Genomic DNA, 20,050 nt, shown 5'->3' with positions numbered 1-20,050 from the left:
AGTGCTTCCGTATTCGCGCTTTGACCGGTGGATATGGTGTGACAACAGGTCGGCGGAAGGAACTGAAACCGGTGGCGCGCTTCCGGGTCGTGACCAAACACCAGATCTCTGGTTGGCGCTTTCTGCTGCGTCGGATCGAACACGCGCTGGTCCGTCGGGATGCCTCGATGATCGACGATCCACAGCGCGGCCGGTCCACGGCGCTGTCCATCGGTATCGCTATGGCCTGTGTGATCATCGCCGGCGCGGCGGTGTTGGCGTTCTTCAAACCCGCCAAGAAGGTGGGAGATTCGAAGATCGTGGCGGAGAAGGACACCGGTGCGCTGTTCGTACGTCTCAACAATCGACTGTTCCCGGCGCTGAATCTGACATCGGCGCGCCTCATCGTCGGTTCCCCGGACAAACCGGTGCAGGTCTCCGGGGATGAGTTGTCGAAGTATCCGCGTGGGCCGTGGGTCGGCATTCCCGGCGCGCCCGGCAGCATTGTCGACAGCAATGAGAAAGACTCGTCGTGGACGGTGTGTGACACCGCGAAGATCGGCGCGGCAGCACCGGTGAACCCGGCTACTGGTTTGCCGACGATCAGTCGTTCGGCCGTGCGCACCACCGCGATCGGCGGCCCCCTCACTGTCGACGGCGACGCCACTCGCCAATTGGCCGACGGCGAGGCGCGATTGCTGCGTGACGACACCACGACGTGGTTGGTCTATGGCGACAGCGAGAAGGGCGTGGTTCGGGCGGCGATCGACATGGCGAACACCGCGGTCGCGTTGGCATTGGGCATCGATTCCACCGCTCCGGTAACCGCCGCCTCCAAAGGGCTGATCAATGCGATTCCGGAGGCGCCGCCACTGCGGGTGCCTGATGTTCCCGGATCCGGGAACGTGATTACCCTGAACTCCGGGTTCACCACACCGATCGGGTCCGTGCTCACCGTGTCCGCCCCGGATCAGGGGGCCGCGTACTACCTCGTCTCGGAGACCGGGGTCGTCCGGGTGAGTCCGGTGCTCGCGGCGATGATCCGCAACGCCGATTCACAAGGCGCGGTATCCACCAGAGCTGTCGGCCCAGATGTGATCGCGTCCAATCTACGGCCGGGCTCGTGGCCGGGCACCGCGACCTATCCCACCAGGCCGATCCGGCTGGTCGACCCCGAACGTTCCGGAGTGACCTGCTACCACTGGTCGCGCGGCGGAAACGACCCGAACGCCGCGACCGAGCTCCTGGTCGGCAGGCAGTTGCCGCTGACGCAAGAGGAGCAGGGCCTTGCTGTCGACCTGGTGACCGCATCCGCGTCGCGCGGCACCACCGCCGACGCCGCCTTCATGCCGCGAGACACCGGCCGCTTCGTGCAGGTGACCGGCGCTGAACCAGGATCGCCGCTGCGGGAATCGCTGTACTGGGTTTCTGACAGCGGCGTGCGCTACGGAATCGTCGTAGGTGAGACCGGTGCCAACGACCCGACGCTGACCTCACTCGCGCTGCGGGCGCCGGTTCCGGCGCCATGGAGCATAATCTCGCTGTTCGCGGTCGGCCCCGTCTTGTCCGCGAAGGACGCCCGCATTCAGCATGACGGCATCCCGACCAACAAGATCGTCGCTGGACTGGGAGGTGGGTCATGACGACCACGCGCCGATTCGTGCGACCCGCCCGGACGGTGCGTGGCCCCAAAGCCCCCGCCGTGACAGAACTGCGACTGCAGCCGCCGACCGAGCTGCCCAAGCCGGTCCCGCCGTCGCGGTTGCGGATGATCATGCCGGTGATCATGGTGGCGGCCATGGCCGGGATGATGGTCATGATGTTCCGCGGCGGCGGGCCCCCGAATCCGATGATGATGATGTTCCCGATCATGATGCTGGTTTCGATGGGCGGCATGATGGGTGGCGCGCTCGGCGGGAACAGCGGCGGAGCGGCGAGCCTCAACGAAGAGCGCAAAGACTACCTGCGCAGCATCACAGACAGTCGCAAGACGGTGCACGGGGCGGAAGCCGAACTGTATGCATTCCTGCGCTACACGCATCCTGGCCCAGACGAGATCGCCCGGCTGATCGGCGGCAAGCGGATGTGGGAGGTGCAGGTCGCCAGTCCGCAGTTCCTGCGCGTGCGGGTCGGCCGGGGGCGCATCGCCAACCAGGTTCGCGTGATTGTGCCGGAGGCCGCGCCGACTTCCGATCTGGATCCGGTCGGCGTCGTCGAGCTGACCCGGTTCGCAAAGGCGTACTCCACGGTGGGAGGCATGCCCGTCGCCATCAATCTGCTGTCGGCGCCGCAGGTCGGCATCGAAGGTGCCGCGGAGTTGGTGTCGGGCTTGGTGCGCGCGATGATCTCCGAAGTGGTTGTGCTGCACGGGCCGGACCAGGTCGCGGTCGCCGCGGTGCTGGCGAATCCGGATGCGCCGGAGTGGTCTTGGCTGAAATGGCTGCCACACACTCAGCATCCGAGCGACACCGACGCGATCGGCTCGAGCAGGATGGTGTACCGGACCGTCGCAGAACTGCGGACGAAGGTGCTTGCGGGCCTCAATCGTGGTCCGTTCTCCGCGAATTCGCAGCCGACGCTGGATCGCAAACATTATCTGCTCATCGTCGACGTCGGGGGACCGGCGAGCGAACGTGACATCTCTGGCATCGACGGCTGCACCTGGGTACGGCTCGGCACCGCGGAGCAGAATCTTCCGCGCGCGCTGCGGTTCAGCGTGAGCGACGATCGGTCGCTGAACGAGGTGACCTCGCGCGGGCTGCGCCGGGTCGGTGTCGCCGACTCGCTCTCGGTATCGGCGATGACGGCGATGGCACGCAGCATCTCGCCCTACCGACTGTCCACGGTTGTCGAGGCCGTTGCTGCCGAGCAGGCCAGCGGCGGCACCTCGTGGGAGGAGATGGTGAGCCTGCCCGATCCGGGCGCCGTCCGGATCGATCAGCAGTGGCCGCGACGGCGGGACGCGGACCGGGCGCGGTTGAGCATTCCGTTCGGCCACGACCCGGCGGGCGGAACCGTCTATCTCGACATCAAGGAATCCGCCGAAGAGGGTATGGGCCCGCACGGCATGTGCATCGGTGCGACCGGCTCCGGGAAGTCGGAATTCCTTCGTACCCTGGTGCTTTCGGCCGTCGCGACACACTCACCGGATACCCTCAACTTGCTGCTGGTCGACTTCAAGGGTGGCGCGACCTTTCTCGGTTTCGACCGTCTCTCCCACGTGACGGCCGTCGTGACCAACATGGAGGAGGAAGCCGATCTCGTCACTCGTATGGAGGACGTGATCAACGGCGAAATGGCCCGCAGGCAACGCATTCTGCGCGACGCGGGCAACTTCGCCAACGTGGCGGACTACGAGCGAGCCCGCGAGCAGGGTGCCGATCATCCGCCGCTGCCCACGCTGCTGATCATCCTGGACGAATTCGCCGAACTTCTGGAGCAGCACCCGTCCTTCGCCAAGCTGTTCGTCGCCATCGGCCGCCTCGGCCGGTCGCTGCGCATCCACCTGCTGCTGTCCTCGCAGAAGGTGCCCGCCAACCGGATGGGTGAGCTCGAGGCCCACCTGTCGTATCGAATCGCTTTGCGCACAAATCAGACCGCAGACTCTCGGGACGCCATCGGAACGGCAGATGCCTATCATCTGCCCAAGAAGCCGGGCTCCGGATACCTGCGCGTCGGATCCGGTGATCTGCAACGATTCCAGGCCGCGTATGTCGGCGCGCCCTACATCGCGCCGGTGCAGAACTCCACCGTCACCGCCCAGCGCGTGCGACGACCAGGCGGCGGGTATCGGCCCCCACAGCGGTTCATTGCGGGGCACATCGTCGATGCGCGGCCCGTTCCGATCGCCGAGCCCGAGTCGCTCGCGCCGGAGCCAACCGCCGACGGCGAGCCGGTGACCGTAATGGAAATCGTGCTGCAGCAATTCGCCGGTCACGGCAGGCCGGCGCACAAGATGTGGCTGCCCCCGCTGGGCATGCCGCCCACCCTCGACAAGCTCATCGGGTCGGCTCAACAAGGCTCGTTGCGACTTCCGCTGGCGATCGTGGACAGGCCCCGCCAGCAGCGCCAGGACGTGTGGTCGGTGGATCTGTCCGCCGCGGGTGGACATGTGGCCGTGGTCGGTGGCCCGCAGTCGGGCAAGTCGACCGCACTGCAGACGCTGGTGATGTCGGCGGCACTCACACACACCCCTGAGCAGGTGCAGTTCTACTGCCTCGACTTCTCTGGCGGCCTGTCCGGACTGCGCAACCTGCCGCACGTGGGCTCGATCGCGCCGGCGCGCGATGTAGACCGCATCCGGCGCACTTTCGCCCTGATCACGGGCCTCCTCGCGAGGAGGCAGGCGCTGTTCAGCGAACTCGGCATCGACACGATGCGCGAGTTCCGGCGGCGGCGGACCTCGCCGCGGGAATCAGCCGAGCTCAGCGCCCGTGGGGACACGCACGGCGATGTTTTCCTCGTCGTCGACGGTTGGGACATCGGTTTTGCCGTCACCGGGCCATACTTCGACGAGTATCTACCGGTCATGGAATCGCTTGCTCTGCAAGGTCTCAATTACGGGATCCACCTCGTGATCAGCAGCTCGCGTTGGGCGGCAATCCGACCCGCGATCAAGGACTTGCTGCAGACCCGGCTGGAGATGCGACTCGGTGACCTTACCGACACCGTGTTCGGCACCCACCGCAACGTGGTCGCCGCGATCCCTCCGGACCGTCCGGGCCGGTGTATCTCCAACGAGGCGTTGCACATGCTGACGGCGTTGCCGCGCATCGACGGAACAGGGGAGCCCGAGTCGGCGGGTGCCGGCTTGACAGCAGCGATCGGGCAGCTGAATCGCTCCTACCCGGATCGCAGGGCGCCGGAGGTGCGCCTGCTGCCCGCCGAGGTCAGTCTTGCGGAGATCCGCGCCTTGGCGCCGGAGCCGACCACGCTGGCCAGTCGGCTGGTGGTGCCGTTCGGCCTGCGCGAGTCCGATCTTCGGCCTGCCGCAGTTGATTTCGGCGTCTCGACGCACCTGATCGTTCTCGGCTCCTCGGGATGTGGCAAGTCGACTGTGATCGCCGCGCTGCTGGAGTCGATCCGCCAGCAGTTCAACAAGGATCAAGCTCGTATCCTGCTGGTCGACTACCGGCGACAGCACATGGACGCCATCCCCGAAGACCAGCTGATCGGCTACCTGACCAGCGAGCGGGACGTGAAGGACGGCCTACCCTCGTTCGTCGAGAAGATGCGCGGCCGACGCCCACCCAGCGGGGTGACCTCCCAGCAGCTCAAAGACCGGTCATGGTGGAGCGGACCCGAGATATTCGTGGTGATCGACGATTATCACATGGTCGCGCAGCGTGGCCAGCTCAGCCCGCTGGAGCCATTGAAGGACATCATCGTCGACGGCCGCGACACGGGCTTGCATGTCATCGTGGCGCGCAATATTGCGCAGGCCGACACCGCCATGTACGACAACGTGCTCGGCCAGATGAAGAACCTGAACTCGTCGGGTCTGATCATGGATGGTTCCAAGCTGGACGGTCTTCTCATTGGGGACGTGAAGGCCGTGAAGCAACCTGTCGGCCGCGGCATCCTGGTCGAACCTCTTTTGTCCCGAAGGGATCTCGTGCAATCCGCATCGATGCCGGGGAACTGATTCGACAGGCGGAAGCCGGCATGGACGATAGCCTTCCCAATGTTGGGGATGCCTTAGCGTTCTCTGTGTACCGCTCGATATGAGTCGGCACCACCTCGTTAGGAGTTTCCCATGGCTCTTGAGATCACTCCCGAGCATCTTCCCCTCATCAGCGCGCAACTCGGCATCTCGACCGACGATTTGATCCGGGTGATCGGTACGTCCGCTGCGAATGCCGTCCCGATGCCGCCGGGGAACGACGATGTGAGCAAACTGTATCCCGGGGTACTAGCCCCCTACGGGCAGGGCGTCTTCGGTTCCACGGTGAATGGCGTCGCGTACCGCGTCGGCGCGGAGGCGACGCTGCCGCAGGTGGGCGCCGCCTATTCCGGTGAAGACATCCTCAGCGGCGGCAACGTGCTCTCGACGAGTTCAAGATTTGTCAAGTAATCGAAGATAATTCGAGCGAAGGCTGCTGTCATGGTTTCGCTACCGTTCGCATTCATTGCGCTGACACCGGAGGAGAATATCCTCCGGTTGACCAGTGGCCCTGGCCCGAGTTCGCTGTTAGATACCGCGAAGGCGTACTCGGCCCTGGCTGAAGCGCTGGCCGGCGCGGCCAGCGGAACCGATGGCTCGATGAACAGTATGGCGGAGACCTATCGTGGGTCGTCGTCCGATAAGGCGCAGGGGGCATTTCGCAATCATTCGACATGGTTGCGGGAGCAGTCCGCCGTGGCTGCTGAAGCCGCGCTGCTGGCGGCTACCGGTGCGGCGGCGTACAGTGCAGCGGCAGCCGCTATGGAGGGCGTGGCCGCATGGCTCGCCGAGAACCGGGCACAGCTCGGCTTGATTCTCGCGACGCCCAACGTGATGACTCCACTCGAGCTCGCGGCGAACCAGGCCGAATATGGTGCGATCGCAGCCGCAGCCGCAGCTGTCATGGTGGGCTACGCGGGCGCAACGGTGTCCGTGTTGTCGGCGCTGCCGCCGCCGATCATCCCGCAGCCGATTGTCGGTGGTGGTCCGGAGGTAACGGCGACGGTAATCGACCGTTTCTCACCGCAACAAGACACCTCACCCATTCAGTCGAAAACCACCGCACAGAATACGACCGAGACCGGTTCGAAGGAAAATACCGGAGATACTGGTTCGGACGAAGGGAAGTCCACTACCGATCCGCGCGAGTCCACCTCCGACCCCACGCAGTCGGGGAGGGAGACCGATCAGGTCCCGTCGGATGCGGATCGGTCGCTGCCATCCACGGACAATTCGTCGACCTATTCGGGGGCGGACAGCGCCATGGGCGACAATTCTTTCGACCAGCAGGGTTTCTACGGAACCGACCCGACCTCGCCGACCTTGGCCGGATTGAATGGCGGGATGGGCAGTCTCGTCGCCCTCGGAATGATTCGCGGCGGGGCCGGCTCCATGCCGGGGGCGTCGACGGGGTTCCGGATGCCTTCGAATTGGTCGCTGGGACGCGGCGCGGCGTTCGGAGCGTCATCGAACCCTGCGACGACCGGACCTGCGTCGCGCAACACGGCGCCGCGCGGTGCCACCGCTCCAAAGGCGCAGATGCGGCGACGGCGTCGCGACGAAAACCGCGACAAGTCCAAGGTGTTCGTACCCGGTGAACCCCAGGACGTACCCGTCCTGGAACGGCCTCCGATCATCGGCGTCATCGAGTACGCCGACGACGACCGTCCGGACGAGGTCGCCACCGACGGCCCGTTGCTGGTCGGCGTCCTCGGGCGCCCCGATGACGATGTGGCGATAACCGATTCAGAGCCTCCCCGGTGACCACACCGAGGTGGAATGTAGATCCAACCGAGAAAGGAAACAACCATGGCCACCGAATACAACGGTGATCCTAGTGTGTTGATCTCAACCGCGCAGAATGCGATGGCTGTCCAAACTGAACTAGAAGGCTACCTGAGAAGCTGGATGAGTCTGAAGGACGATTTCGCCGTTGCTGTCCAAAGTGATGGAACTGGTAAGGCAATCCAGTCCACGATGGAAATCGCACACACGTCTGGTGTGAAGATGGCAAGAACCCTTCAGGAAATCATTGACACCTTGAAGGACACCGGTATCAAAATTGATTCGCAGGACCTGGAAGGGGCTGCTCGCGTGCAAGGGGCGGTTTCTCCCAGCGGCGTCAACAACACGGTCGACACCAATTCGTGGCAGTAGGACGATAAGTAGACCTCGGGCACATCACAGATAAGGCTGACAGACAATGAAGTACAACTACAGTCACGTAGATTCGACGAATCTCACCGTGGGGACCCTTTTGAATGGAATGGACGCGAACGCTGCGCACTTGCAGGGCCTGATCAAGCAGCTCGAGGCTGTCTTCACCGGTATGGCTGCGGACGTCGCCAACCCGCTGATGAACAAGTTCAGGGCGGAGCTCGGGGACGCCAAGGAAGGTACGGGCTACCAGGGGCAGCTTGCGCAGGTGCGGGCCAAGATCGGCCAAACCTCAGGAAGTGAAGGCTTCATGAGGGAGACCGACTCGGCACAGGGCGCTAGGTTCCTGTCGATCGGGTAGTAGTCCTTGCAGCCCCCTGTTCGCTCTGTCGTCTCGGCTACGGTGCGGCTAGGCTGCACACCGGACAACTACGTGTTTGGTGAAGGTGTGGAATCCGATCCGGTTGCGATTGACCTGAATGTCGATGCCGCCTTGTTGTTGCAGAACATGGTCGGCATCGACTCTTATCCGCCGGTGTTGGCATTGATGCCCAACATCTACAACATCGACGATCAGGAGCGGGTGCGCGCTGTCGTAGCGCAAGAGCTCACCGAGGTGGGCATCATCGACGGCGACAGCGTGCATCCGACGATTGAACACTGGCTGCGTTGCCTCTACCGACCGGACGTGGAGCTGGTGGCCTACATCCTGGCTACGGGCTTGGACGGCGAACCGAAAGGGATGCTGCGGTTTTCGCTGGTTCGCAGCGGCGAGACGCATGTTTTGGCGGTGCGCTGCGACGACAATGTGGTCATTCAGTCGATGTTTCAGGAGGGACAAGGCCTGGAGAACGTGACAGCAGCCTTGGCCGCGGCGCTCGGTCCCGCCGAGGCGCCGAGCTTTGAGCCGCTGACCGCGACGCTCGAGCAGTTCGCCGAGGTTCCTTCTGACCAGGATGAGCGGCGGCAGGCATTGCTAGAGTTGGGCGCTCAGCCGCACACGGCCGGTGTGCTGAGCCGGGTGCTGGACGAGGTGGTGCGTCGCGCCGAGGTGCAAGTGATCGAGCATCGTGACGGCGTCTCGGCAGAAGCGGAGGTGAGTCTGAGCGTTCTGGATACGCTATCGGGGCGGATCATCGCCACCCCGAGCAAGGCGATGGACGGAGAGATCTGGTCGACGTTCGCCCCCGGCGACGATGCGGCCTTGCGGTCGGGCATTCGGGCGTTGATCGACCTGCTGCCAGGCCGAAGTTGGTTCGACACCAGCAGAATCGGCTGACAGTCGGACCGTGGTTGTCGAGAGGACGACGAAATGAACCGAGCACCGAGCACCAACGGTCATTCGACCGAGGCCGTGCGGGCTCGTGGCGGCTACGACGCGTACTTCGCACAGACCGGCGAGCTGACGGACGCATCCGTCGCGCAGGGGCCCGGCTCCGAAGGCCGCCAGGATGCCGACACGTTCACTCACGTCGATCCCGTGGTGGGCGCGCCACGCGAGCCGCAGGCGCCTCCCGCGCCGGAATTCGGCCACCGCCCGAGGCCGGGCGTCGTGGGGCCACCACCGGCTGGCGCCAGCGCGCCTCCGCCGCAAGCGAACGCGCAGCCGAGAGACTATTCCGCCGCGCCGCCGACTGTGGCCCCGCCACAATCGGTTCCCCAGCAACACACAGCCCAGCAACCGACTGTTCAGCAGCAGCCGACCCAGCAACACCAGACATTCCAGCAGGCCGAGCACTCCACTGAGCAGCCATCCCAGGCGGTCGCTCACACGGACTCGGCGTCGCCCGACCAGGACTGGCAGTCCGGATCGGCAACGCCATGGGTTCCCGAGCGTGTCGACCGCTCGGCCTACGACCAGACACCGCGGATCGAAGTATTGCCCGCCGCGCTCAGTTCGATCGAGCTGCTCGCCGACATCTCGGCCGCACGGCGCGCCCAGCTGCGCTCCAATTCAGGCGTTCGCGGCGCGTTGAACAAAGTCGGCTTCAACCTGGGACTTTCCCCGGCCGAACAGCGCGCAGAGGACCGCCGCAACCGCATCCGGCGACAGCTCACCTCGACCTATCAGATCGCGGTGGTGAGTGTGAAGGGCGGCGTCGGCCGCACCACCACCGCGGCGACACTGGGCTCGACCTTCGCCAGCTTGCGTCCGGACCGGGTGGTGGCGATCGACGCGAACCCGGACTTCGGCGATCTCGCCACCCGCACCAGCAGGCACCCGTACGGGCTGACCCTGCGCGACCTGGCGGTGTCACAGAACCTGGACGCGTTCTCCGCGGTGCAGTCGTTCACCTCGATCAATTCAGCGGACCTCGCCGTGATCGCCTCGCCGTGGACCACCGAGGCCACCGAGGCGCTGTCCGGCCGCGAGTACTCCACCGCCGTGGAAGTGCTGCGCCGCCATTACAACCTGCTGCTGGTCGACTGCGGGACCGGTGTGCTCGATTCCGCGACCGCGACCGTCCTGCAGACCAGCGACGCCGTCGTCGTAGTCACCCCGGCTACCGTCGGCGGCGTGACCGGCGCCGTCGCCACGCTCAACTGGCTCAGTGCACACGGCCTGCAGCACCTGATCGCGAAGTCCATCGTCGCGATCGTGCACCATCAGCCGGTGAAGCCGACCGTCGACGTCGACGCTATCGAGAAGCTGTTCGCGACCGCCCATCGTCCGACGACGGTGCTGCCTTACGACGCCCACCTGGCCGAAGGGGGAGAGATCGACCTGCGGTTGCTCGAGAAAGAGTCGCTGCTCGCGTTCGAGGAACTGGCCGCCTGGTTGGCGGACGGGTTCCCCGGGTACTTGACCGGCGGCGCCGACAGCTCCGGCGACCGCGGAGGGTGGCGATGAGTACTGCCGTCGCGCCCGCGCCTACCGGGACGCAGCCATCGGCGGAGGTGGCACGTGCCCGGATCGCCGTGATGATCTCCACTTACCAGGTCGACGTGGTGGTGCCGACCAAGTTCACCATCGAGACATTCATCGACGATTTGCTGGTCGTGCTGGCCTCGGCGATCGATGACGAGAGCGTCGACTTCACCCCACCGCAGGGTCAATGGAGTTTGGCCCGCCCCGGTGAGCCGCCGATTCCGCGCTGGCGCAGTCTCGGCGACCACGATGTCACCGACGGCACGGTGTTGATGCTGTCGGTGGTCGAGTCGGCGGAGGTCTTCACGCCGGTGGTCGAGGACATCACCGACGCGCTGGCCCTGATCAACGAGCGCGAGTTCGCCGAATTCGACGCGAACACTGCGGCGGTCGTCGGCCTCACAGTGCTAGGTGTGGGGGCCGCGGCGGTGGCCGCGATGCTGTCGTGGTCGTGGACCCGGACCGGCTCGGTCCTGTGGTGTGGGCTGCCCGCCTTGCTGCTCGGCCTGCTCTGCTGGGCTGCGGCCGCGGCGTCCCGGCGTCGCGGTGCCGCGGCCAAGGTATGCCTCGGCTTGTCGTTGTCGGCGACTCCGCTGCTGTTCGCCGGTGGTGCGATGCTGGTGCCGCCCGCCTACGGCCAGCCGGGTCCATTCGCCGCGGCCAATCTGGCAGCGGGAGCGGTGGTGGCCGCAGTCGCCGCCGCCACCATGATGCGGCTGAGCGGACTGGGGATCGCGACGCTGATGGCGGTGACGGTGCTCGGCGTGGCAGTGACCGCCGCGGCCCTGCCGCTGACGTATCTCGATCTGTCGGTGGGGCAGGTGGCAGGCGGCGTGGTGTTCGTCGGGATCGTGCTGTTGACCGCCGCGCCGCGCCTGGCCGTGGTTATCGCGCGGATCCGACCGCCGGATCTGCCCGACCCCGGCAATGAGGTGGCACCGACCACGCTGACCGACATCTTCGACGCAGAGACCGTGCGCGACGACCACGAGCACACCGAGGACAGTGAACGGCAGCGCCGCAGCAACGAGGTCGGCATCGAGGGCCGGGCACGGCTGGCGGTGACCAGCTTGCGCGGTCTGATCGCCGCGATCTCGGCCTTGCTTTCGGTCTCCGCCGTGATCACGGCCGCGGTCAGTCCCGGCGGCATCCGAGAAATTGTCATGTCCGCGGCCATCGCCGGCCTCCTTGCGATGCGGTCGCGCTGGCATCCGGACCGAGTCCAGGCGATTGCGCTGATCACCGCCGCCGCTGTCACGGTGTGCGGTGTCGCTTTCATTTTGGTCGGGGCATACCGGACCCCGGCTGCGGATCTGGTGGTCGGAGTGGTAGTCACCCTGGCGGCGTGTGTCGCATGCGTCGCGGCGCTCCGGTTGCCGGGCAAGCGATTGTCGCCTGTGACCCGCCGTGTCATCGATCTGGTGGAGTATGCGCTCATCTTGGTGGTTCCGGTGATCGCCTTCTGGATAATGGGCGTCTACACCGCGATGCGAGGAATCTGATGAAGGTCGGCAGCGCTGCCGTCGCGGTCCTCGCCGGGGTCCTGCTCGCCGTCACCGCCGCGCCTGCGGGTGCGCTCGAACCGCCACAGGTGGTGATCGGCTCACCACCGCAGGACGACCCGCCGGGACCGGAACTGCCGACGAAGCAGGACAAAGGCTGCCTCGCCGCGGGGGTGCTTCCCGAGAGCGATCTAACCCGCACTCCGCCGCCGGAACTGGCGCTGGACCTGCGGCGCGTCCGCGCGCTGAGCCGGGGCGCCGGCGTCACCGTCGCGGTCATCGACACGGGCGTGCAGCCCAGTCCGCGGCTACCCAACCTCGTCGGCGGCGGCGACTACGTCGCAGCCGGTGGCGACGGACTGTCCGACTGCGATGCGCACGGCACGCTGGTGGCCGGAATCATCGGCGCGGCATCCGACCCCACTGACGGATTCGCCGGCGTCGCCCCCGACGCGCGAATCATCTCGCTCCGCACCCGCTCCGGCGCGTTCAGCCTCGAACGGCCGAGCTCCGATCCGACCCAGCAGATCGCCGTCGAAATCCGAACGATGGCGCGGGCGATCACCCACGCGGCCAACCTGGGAGCCGGGGTGATCACAGTCTCGCTGCCGATCTGCGTGCCCGCGGACTCGCGGCTGGACCAGTCCATGCTGTCGGCGGCCATCGGACACGCTGTGCACGTCCGTGGCGCGCTCATCGTCGCTGGTGCGGGCAACAGCACGGGCAGTGCCAACTGCTCGCAGAACCCCGACATCGACCCGACCCGGCCCGCCGACGCGCGCAATTGGCGTGATGTGAAGACGATTTCGACGCCGGGCTGGTTCGGTTCCGATGTGCTCACGGTCGGATTCACCAGCGCGACTGGGGCGCCGATGCCGGATTCGCTGACGGGGCCGTGGGTTTCGGTGGCAGCGCCGGGGACCGGCATCGAGTCGCTCGGGCCCGGCGGTGGTGGTCTGATCAATGGCGTCGGGACACCGGACAAACTGGTGCCGGTCGGCGGCGCGTCCTTCGCCGCGGCCTATGTCAGCGGAGTCGCCGCGCTGTTGCGGTCGCGTTTTCCGAACGAGACTCCCGCCGAGATCGCCTCCCGGCTGCAGGCCAGCGCGCACGCTCCGGCCCGCGGCATCGACAACGCGGTCGGTGCGGGCATGATCGACCCGCTGGCCGCACTGAGCTACCGCACGCCGCCGCAGCGGCCGGCAGGGCTGTTCCGTTCCTCGGAGCTCGCCATGCCGGCACCGCCGCGGGCGAAGGATCTGCGGCCCGCGGTTACGGCGACAGCCGTCATCGTCGTGGCCGTGCTGCTCGGTCTCGGCGGGAGCCGCGGGAATGCTGGAATCCGGAGGCGACGGTGAGCTTTCCGAGTATTCGGGTCGCCGGCGTCGAACGTGCTCCTTTCGCCACGATCGTGGTCGTCGGCAGCCCGCTGTTGGTCGGTCTGTCGGCCAAGACGCCGTGGTGGGTGAGCGCGGTGGTCGTCACATTCCTGGTCACGACCGTGACCGTGCGGGTGAACGGACGCACCAGTGCCCGTTGGCTGCTCGACTGGGCGGAGTTCCGATTCGGCCGCACCGCCAGGGCGCGCGAACGGGTGACACTCGCCCGGATCCGCGACGTGGAGGTCGCGGCGGGCGTGTGCGGGATCAACGAGGCGGACACCACACTCGTCGCGATGATCCAGCTCGCCCCCAACCTGGATCTTCCGACAGTCATCGCGGAGCGAACCCTCTACACCGAGGACACCATTCCGGTCGACATGCTGCACCCGATGCTCGACCACTTCGGCATCGCCGTCGACATCGACATCGTGACGACCGGGCAGCGCGTCCGGTCGACCGGCAGCTACAGCATGCTGTACGACCAGTTGATCGGTTCCCACCCGGTGGTCGGCGACCGGCTGACCTGGCTGGTGGTGCGGCTGGACCAGGAACGCAACTTGGCCGCGCTGAGCAAGCGCGGCCCATGCGCGGTGGTCGCCCCCAAGGCATTGGCCACCGCCGCGCACCGGATCGCGGGGCGGCTACGCGAACGCGGAATCGCCGCGCACGCGCTCCCCGCGGCGGCCCTGCGGGACGCGACGCGGCTGTTGCACGCGGGGGTCGAGCTGACCGACCTGCGGGAGACCTGGAGCTGCCTGGAATCTTCGGTACCAGGCCGCTGCGTCACCAGCTTCCTGATCGACTGGACGCGCCTGGATGGCGTCGGCCTGGATGACTGCTGGACCTGGAACCGCGGCCGCACCACGCTCGTGGTGAATCTGACCGACAACGTGGCGGGTCCGCGCGCGATCGTGCGTTTCGTCGGCCCGGCCGTGACCACCGCGCCTCCGGATTACCTGCGGCTGCTCGGCGGTGGCCAATCAATGGCGCTGATGGCCTCGTTGCCTACCGGCACCTCGGTGCGTGTCCTGCGTGGCGCCGAATCCGGCTCCGACATCGCCCCCGATGACCTCGTCGCCGACTTGGCCATCGCCATCGGCCCCAACGGTCAGATCCTGGGCGCGATCAGCGGTCAGCCACGGCACACCCTGGCGCTGCCGCTGTTCGACCCGGCACGCTACAACCCGCGCAGACGCACGATCGACGTGCACGCGATGCTGCCGGTCGCCCAGCAGATCGTCCTGCGGGCGATGGTGGTCGGCGCGGATGTGGAGATCCACTCGGCGCGGCCGGACAGCTGGCGGCAGCTCGTCGCCGCGGTCGGTGACCCCCGCTCGCTGCGCATGGCGGAATACGGCACGGGGGGGCCGGGGAGCGAGGGCGATCCGGCCGCGGAGATTCCCGCGACCATTGCCGTCTTCGACCACCTGCCGCCGCGCGCGTCCAGCGCGCACACGACGGTCACCATCAGCGAGCCTGGCGGTCCGCGCAGGCGCTCGGTCGATCTCGCGATCAATCAGGTCAGCGCGACCGCAGTGGACGTGAGCATCCCGATGCGCACGGTCCGGGTCGACCTCATCGAGCCGAGAGGCGAAACACGTTATTTCGATTCCGTCGACGGCCCGCCCGCGATTGGCGCGGGGGCCTCTGGGTCCACGGTTGCGCCGCCGCAACCTGGTGGCCGTCGCGTGAGCTGATGGGAGTGGTCGGTTAATGTCTATCACCGTGGTAGCGGACACCCATTCCGATGGCGGCGATTTCCCTCATCCGGACGTCGGGGACGCACTGACCCCGAGACAGGCGGCAGCGGCGATATTCTCCAGCCGGCTGTCGGAGCTGATCGCGGAATCCGTCGTCTCGACCGAGGACGGATCGACGCGCTCGCTCACGCTGTACTCGCTGGCGCAGCATCTGGAACTGGCGTATCCGGACGTGCCGGTGTCGCAGTCCGGTTTGTACCGGCTCATCCACGGTGACGCGATCCCGCGGCTCGATCTGGTGATCGCGCTGGCCCGGGTGTTCGATGTGCCGCCGGAGTATTTTGTGACGGAGGAAAAGAAGCGCTGACCGGACCCGTCAGCTGTTCTCTCCAGAGGGAATAGTGCCGGCTCGGTGGGCGGCATGGTCCGGATACGATCCGAACCATGCCCGACGAGGACCCGGGAGATGTATTTCTCCGTCATCGAGGTGTGGTCCTGGACGCGTTGCTGTCCGATCCGTCGTTCGGGCAGTCCAGCGTGGCGACGCTGGGGAATCCCGAGCAGCCGGAGTACAGCGCGGCCGCGTTCGCTATTCCCGACTTCGACGAGGAACCGGACGCGTCCGCGCCACGGCGGCGCTCCGGCGACGGCCCGAGGGCGAGTGAGCGAATCCTCGCGCTGCTGAACGGTCAGTCGCAGGACTCCACGCCCGCAATGGATTACGCGGCCGACTATTCCGCGGTCGCCGCTAAGGTGAACGCGCCTGCGGAGCCAGAACCGGAACCGGAACGCCCCGCGTCTACCCAGGCGGACCGGCTCGCGCCGGCCAAGCAGGTCGGGCGTGACGCCCTTACCCAGTTGCGTAAGCCAAAGGTGGCGCTGGCTGTCGGCGCGGTTGTCGCGGTCCTGCTCGTGCTGCTGCTGATCACCACCGGAGGCCAAGAGAAGGACACGGCGCAGGATCAGCTCCTGGTCATCACCCCGCCGCCGACATCGGCGGCACCGGCGACTTCCGCGGCTCCAGCGGCGGGCTCTTTGATCCAGGTGAAGTCTGCGGATGCGAAATGCCCGCCGGGCAGCACCTCGGCGATGGATGCCTTCGGCGGACAGTCGGGCAAGGCGTGGTCGTGCGTGCGCGCCTACAAGGTCGACGGCCAGGTCATGACGATCGATCTGGGCAAGACCTATCAGATCGACTCGGTCGGCATCATGCCCGGCTGGGACAACATCGGGCCGGACGGAACCGACCAGTGGGCGAAATACCGCACCGTCAGCCGAGTTTCATATCAGTTCGACGATGGGAACAAGACCGTCTACACGCAGCCGACGCTCGATCAGCGCACCTTGGTGGTGACCAAGATCGAGCCACCGGTGAGCGCCTCGAAGATCGTGCTGACCGTGCTCAATTCCAAGGGTGATGCATCCATCAACACCACCGCGATCTCCTCGATCGTCGTCACGGGGCGCTGACGTGTCGAGGCCACCCGAGCTGATCTGCCAGTACTGTGCGCACCGCAATACCGGTACCGATTCTCGCTGCGGGCATTGTGGGGCGCCGTTGCGCGCTGTCGTGCACGCGGTGGAGTCCGTTGTCGAGGAAGCGCCCGCCAAGCTCCTCAAGGTCGCCGAGAAGCTCGGTGCCGAGGCGGAAAAGGTTGTGACCGCAGGCTATCCGCGCTGGCAGTGGCGCGCGCTCGGTGTGGCCATCCTGGTCATGGTTGTGCTCGGCCTCGTCGTTGCCCGGTCCTGTTCGATCGAGCTGCCCTCATTCCCTGGGGCCATGTCGGAGGAAGTCGTGCCGGAGCCGTTGCGCTCGGCGGCGTCGTGTCAGCGGATGGATTCCGCTGGGCAAGGCGAGAAGTGCGTGATCGCCGCCAATCATCCGATGCTCTTCGGTGGCATCGCGGGCGGTAGGGAACTGACCTTCTATGCCGAACGCGCACAGCCGGATCGCTTGGCCGACAGCATCTCTCGCTGGCGCGCCGCGGGCGGGACGGCCCTTGTCGATGGCCCCGTCTACGCCGCGATCGGGCCGTCGGCAACCGTCTGGTACGCGGACACCCGGGTGGGTCTGCGGTTGGAGACGGGGACGTTCGCCGGTAAGGCTGCCGCCCAGACCTTCCTCTCGCGGGCGGGACTGGTCCGCTGACGGTACATCGCTCGCGTTCCCTCGGCCGGAAAAATCCCTGATCCGGAAGCACATGACCGCTGTCCGGTGAGCGTAATTATTGTTACACTGTTGATCGTGCCGTTATCTAGCGGTACGTTATTTGAAGTACGAAAACGTACGAGCGCAGTTCTCGGGAAGGCAACGGATCGATGGCGGCAACCACCCAGCAGACGATGACACCACAGCGGTTCCGCAATGATCCGACCGATCTGGAGGCGGTCTACTTCCGGTGGATCCAGCCGGGTGCCTCCGCCTCGGCGATCACGGATCGGGCCGAGCGGATTTTCCGGCAGCATCTCGAGCTGGCCGCCACCCGCGCGCCAGGGTCGGCGACCACCCGGGTCTACCGCCCGGACGACAGCACCGAGATGGGCGCCGCGATCCAGATCGTCAACGACGACATGCCGCTGCTGGTCGACTCGGTCACCGCTGCGCTGCGCCGGCTCGGCGCGACGGTCACCGAGGTGGTGCACCCGGTGTTCGACGTCGCCCGCGACGCGGATGGCAAGTTGCTGACCATCGCGGGCGACGGCGAAGCCGAACCGACCGGCGAGACCGATGGAAAGACGCTGCGCGAGTCGTGGATCCACGTGCAGCTCGGCACCGGCTTGGCCGACGAGCTGGTGGACCGGATCGAGCGTGCGCTGCCGCCGCTGCTGGCCGACCTGCGTCAGGTCGCCGACGACACTCCGACCATGGTCGAGGTGCTGAGCACCGTCGCCGATCAGCTCGACCAGGCCGCCAAATGGGCTGACGACGCCGAGATTCCCCAAACTTCCAAACTGCTGCGCTGGTTGTCCGACGGGCACTTCACTCCGCTCGGTTACGGCTACTATCACTTCCGTCGCTCCGCGCCGAGTGCGGATGCCGCTTTCGAACCGTGGCAGCTGCCGGGTACCGGGCTCGGCGTGCTCAGCAACGGCGCTGTCGCGGATATCAGCGTGCCTGTGGTCGGCGCGAAGCGGACGGTCCTTCGCATGGCCAACGGTTCGGTGGACTCGCTGGTGCCGGGTTCCCGGGATCTGTACTTCATCAGCGTCGCCGATTACGGCGGCACTGATCCGAGCGGTCGCGCGTCCTGGGGCGACACCGTTGCCATGGTGAAGGGTGAGCACGTATTCGTCGGCACCTTCACCGTCGCAGGTCTGCACGAGAACATCCTCGACATCCCGGTCATCTCGCGTCGCGTGCTACAGGTCGTCGAGTGGGCCGGTTTCGGGCTCGATTCGTTCTCCGGGCAAGCGATGCTGGAGATGATGCAGTCGTTCCCTCGGGTCGAACTGTTCTCCACCGACGCGCGCAGACTGTTCGAAACCGTCTCCGCGGTCATGAATCTGGGCCTGCGACGGCAAGTGCGGCTGTTCATCCGGCGCGACGCGCGCAGCGACTCCATCTACTGCCTGGTCTATCTGCCGCGCGACCGCTACTCCACCGAGGTCCGACTTCGCATGGGCGACATCCTGCGGGCCGAATTCGATGCCGAGCAGATCGCCTATTCGGCGCGTGCCACCGAATCGGAACTGGCCGTCGTCTACTTCACAGTGCACCGCAAGCCCGGTGCCGAACCGGCCGACATCTCCGACGAGAACCGCGAGCGGATCCAGGAGCTGCTGCTGGCGACAACCTGGACCTGGGGCGATCGCTTGGTGGCGGAGGCCGCGGGCGCGTCCGATGTACCGCAGGCGCTGGCCACCGATTACGCGACCGCGTTCCCGGCGAGCTACCAGCAGGACCACGAGCCCGCACACGCGCTGTCCGATCTGCGGCGGCTCGAGCGGCTCGACGACGGTGCCATCGACACAAACCTGTACCGGCAGAGTGAATCCTCCTCGGGGGAGTGGCGATTCACGCTGTATGTCGCGGGAGAGGGGATCTCGCTGAGCCGGGTCCTTCCGGTATTGCAGAGTCTGGGTGTGGAAGTCGTCGACGAGCGGCCTTACCAGATCACGCTGCCGGATCGGCCGGATCGCTGGATCTACGACTTCGGACTGCGTGTCGCCGCGGCGCAGCTGCGCGACGCGCTCGACAGCGAGCCTCTCGCACACCTCGCGCACTCGGTGGAGCTCGAATCGCTGCCGGAAACCAGTGTGCGACGACGCTTCCCGGACGCCGTGACCGCGATGTGGTTCGGCCGTGCCGAGGTCGACGGTCTCAACGAGCTGGTGCTGCGCGCCGGCTTGCACTGGCGTCAGGTGGTGCTGTTGCGCGCCTACGCGAAATACCTACAGCAGGCCGGATTCGCTTACACCTTCGGCAACATCACCCGTGTGCTGCTGACCCATCCGGCTACCGCGCGGTCGTGCACCGAACTGTTCGCCGCGCACTTCGATCCGGACGGTGTCGGCGCGGAGGCCGCAACCAGGGCCGCGGCGCTCGCCGAGCGCGTGCAGACCGAGATCGACGCAGTCGTCAGCCTGGACACCGACCGGATTCTGCGCGCTCTGTTCGGTCTGATCGAGGCCACACTGCGCACCAACTACTACCGGCGCGACGACGCGGGCAACCCTCTGGACTACCTGTCGGTCAAGCTGAATCCGCATGCGATTGCGGAGTTGCCGAAGCCGAGGCCGCAGTTCGAGATTTTCGTGTATTCCCCCAGGGTGGAGGGTGTGCATTTGCGTTTCGGTTC

Annotated in this window: 15 protein-coding genes; all 15 read left to right on the top strand. The window is 66.4% G+C overall.

Going from position 1 to position 20,050, the window contains the following annotated elements:
• Positions 1 to 38 precede the first annotated feature (38 nt).
• The gene (gene eccB, locus AB0H00_RS30340; RefSeq protein ID WP_357273033.1) at positions 39 to 1,622 is read left to right on the top strand and encodes a type VII secretion protein EccB; all 1,584 of its coding nucleotides are present in this window, start codon (positions 39 to 41) and stop codon (positions 1,620 to 1,622) included.
• Entirely contained in the window at positions 1,619 to 5,623 is a 4,005-nt protein-coding gene (eccCa, locus tag AB0H00_RS30335) for a type VII secretion protein EccCa (RefSeq protein WP_357273031.1), read from the top strand. Before eccB ends, eccCa begins: the two co-directional genes overlap by 4 nt.
• 111 nt (positions 5,624 to 5,734) lie before the next feature.
• On the top strand, positions 5,735 to 6,052 hold the full coding sequence (locus tag AB0H00_RS30330; RefSeq protein ID WP_357273029.1) for a hypothetical protein: 318 nt from the start codon (positions 5,735 to 5,737) through the stop codon (positions 6,050 to 6,052).
• Positions 6,053 to 6,082: 30 nt separating this feature from the next.
• Complete coding sequence (locus tag AB0H00_RS30325; RefSeq protein ID WP_357273027.1) at positions 6,083 to 7,405, top strand: PPE domain-containing protein; 1,323 nt, start codon at positions 6,083 to 6,085, stop codon at positions 7,403 to 7,405.
• Between the two features lie 45 nt (positions 7,406 to 7,450).
• The gene (locus AB0H00_RS30320) at positions 7,451 to 7,798 is read left to right on the top strand and encodes a hypothetical protein (protein WP_357273025.1); all 348 of its coding nucleotides are present in this window, start codon (positions 7,451 to 7,453) and stop codon (positions 7,796 to 7,798) included.
• Between the two features lie 46 nt (positions 7,799 to 7,844).
• Complete coding sequence (locus tag AB0H00_RS30315) at positions 7,845 to 8,159, top strand: hypothetical protein (RefSeq protein WP_357273023.1); 315 nt, start codon at positions 7,845 to 7,847, stop codon at positions 8,157 to 8,159.
• A gap of 87 nt (positions 8,160 to 8,246) precedes the next feature.
• Positions 8,247 to 9,077: an ESX secretion-associated protein EspG gene (locus AB0H00_RS30310; RefSeq protein ID WP_357273020.1), complete on the top strand. Its 831-nt coding sequence runs from the start codon at positions 8,247 to 8,249 to the stop codon at positions 9,075 to 9,077.
• A gap of 33 nt (positions 9,078 to 9,110) precedes the next feature.
• A complete protein-coding gene (locus tag AB0H00_RS30305) occupies positions 9,111 to 10,649 on the top strand; it encodes a MinD/ParA family protein (RefSeq protein WP_357273018.1) in 1,539 nt (512 codons plus the stop codon).
• Positions 10,646 to 12,169: a type VII secretion integral membrane protein EccD gene (eccD, locus tag AB0H00_RS30300; RefSeq protein WP_357273016.1), complete on the top strand. Its 1,524-nt coding sequence runs from the start codon at positions 10,646 to 10,648 to the stop codon at positions 12,167 to 12,169. Before AB0H00_RS30305 ends, eccD begins: the two co-directional genes overlap by 4 nt.
• A complete protein-coding gene (mycP, locus tag AB0H00_RS30295; protein ID WP_357273014.1) occupies positions 12,169 to 13,527 on the top strand; it encodes a type VII secretion-associated serine protease mycosin in 1,359 nt (452 codons plus the stop codon). The genes eccD and mycP overlap by 1 nt, the downstream gene beginning before the upstream one ends.
• The gene (gene eccE, locus AB0H00_RS30290) at positions 13,524 to 15,248 is read left to right on the top strand and encodes a type VII secretion protein EccE (protein ID WP_357273012.1); all 1,725 of its coding nucleotides are present in this window, start codon (positions 13,524 to 13,526) and stop codon (positions 15,246 to 15,248) included. Before mycP ends, eccE begins: the two co-directional genes overlap by 4 nt.
• A 16-nt stretch (positions 15,249 to 15,264) precedes the next feature.
• Positions 15,265 to 15,618, top strand: coding sequence for a helix-turn-helix transcriptional regulator (locus tag AB0H00_RS30285; RefSeq protein WP_357273011.1), 354 nt, complete (start codon positions 15,265 to 15,267; stop codon positions 15,616 to 15,618).
• Between the two features lie 77 nt (positions 15,619 to 15,695).
• The gene (locus tag AB0H00_RS30280) at positions 15,696 to 16,721 is read left to right on the top strand and encodes a hypothetical protein (RefSeq protein ID WP_357273008.1); all 1,026 of its coding nucleotides are present in this window, start codon (positions 15,696 to 15,698) and stop codon (positions 16,719 to 16,721) included.
• Between the two features lies 1 nt (position 16,722).
• A complete protein-coding gene (locus tag AB0H00_RS30275) occupies positions 16,723 to 17,400 on the top strand; it encodes a hypothetical protein (RefSeq protein ID WP_357273006.1) in 678 nt (225 codons plus the stop codon).
• A gap of 170 nt (positions 17,401 to 17,570) precedes the next feature.
• A partial coding sequence (locus tag AB0H00_RS30270) for an NAD-glutamate dehydrogenase domain-containing protein (RefSeq protein WP_357273004.1) occupies positions 17,571 to 20,050 on the top strand: 2,480 nt, incomplete at its 3' end.

The organism is Nocardia sp. NPDC023852 (assembly GCF_040639505.1).
GTDB lineage: Bacteria > Actinomycetota > Actinomycetes > Mycobacteriales > Mycobacteriaceae > Nocardia.
Note: the sequence above shows the minus strand (reverse complement) of the source record. Positions and strands in the feature narration are given on the sequence as shown.

What these genes read in the sequence shown, in the direction of transcription:
- AB0H00_RS30330 (WP_357273029.1), top strand. Translation starts at nt 5,735, where the DNA reads ATGGCTCTTGAGATCACTCCCGAGCATCTTCCCCTCATCAGCGCGCAA.
- eccD (WP_357273016.1), top strand. Translation starts at nt 10,646, where the DNA reads ATGAGTACTGCCGTCGCGCCCGCGCCTACCGGGACGCAGCCATCGGCG.
- eccCa (WP_357273031.1), top strand. Translation starts at nt 1,619, where the DNA reads ATGACGACCACGCGCCGATTCGTGCGACCCGCCCGGACGGTGCGTGGC.
- mycP (WP_357273014.1), top strand. Translation starts at nt 12,169, where the DNA reads ATGAAGGTCGGCAGCGCTGCCGTCGCGGTCCTCGCCGGGGTCCTGCTC.
- AB0H00_RS30325 (WP_357273027.1), top strand. Translation starts at nt 6,083, where the DNA reads ATGGTTTCGCTACCGTTCGCATTCATTGCGCTGACACCGGAGGAGAAT.
- AB0H00_RS30285 (WP_357273011.1), top strand. Translation starts at nt 15,265, where the DNA reads ATGTCTATCACCGTGGTAGCGGACACCCATTCCGATGGCGGCGATTTC.
- AB0H00_RS30280 (WP_357273008.1), top strand. Translation starts at nt 15,696, where the DNA reads ATGCCCGACGAGGACCCGGGAGATGTATTTCTCCGTCATCGAGGTGTG.
- AB0H00_RS30305 (WP_357273018.1), top strand. Translation starts at nt 9,111, where the DNA reads ATGAACCGAGCACCGAGCACCAACGGTCATTCGACCGAGGCCGTGCGG.
- AB0H00_RS30315 (WP_357273023.1), top strand. Translation starts at nt 7,845, where the DNA reads ATGAAGTACAACTACAGTCACGTAGATTCGACGAATCTCACCGTGGGG.
- AB0H00_RS30320 (WP_357273025.1), top strand. Translation starts at nt 7,451, where the DNA reads ATGGCCACCGAATACAACGGTGATCCTAGTGTGTTGATCTCAACCGCG.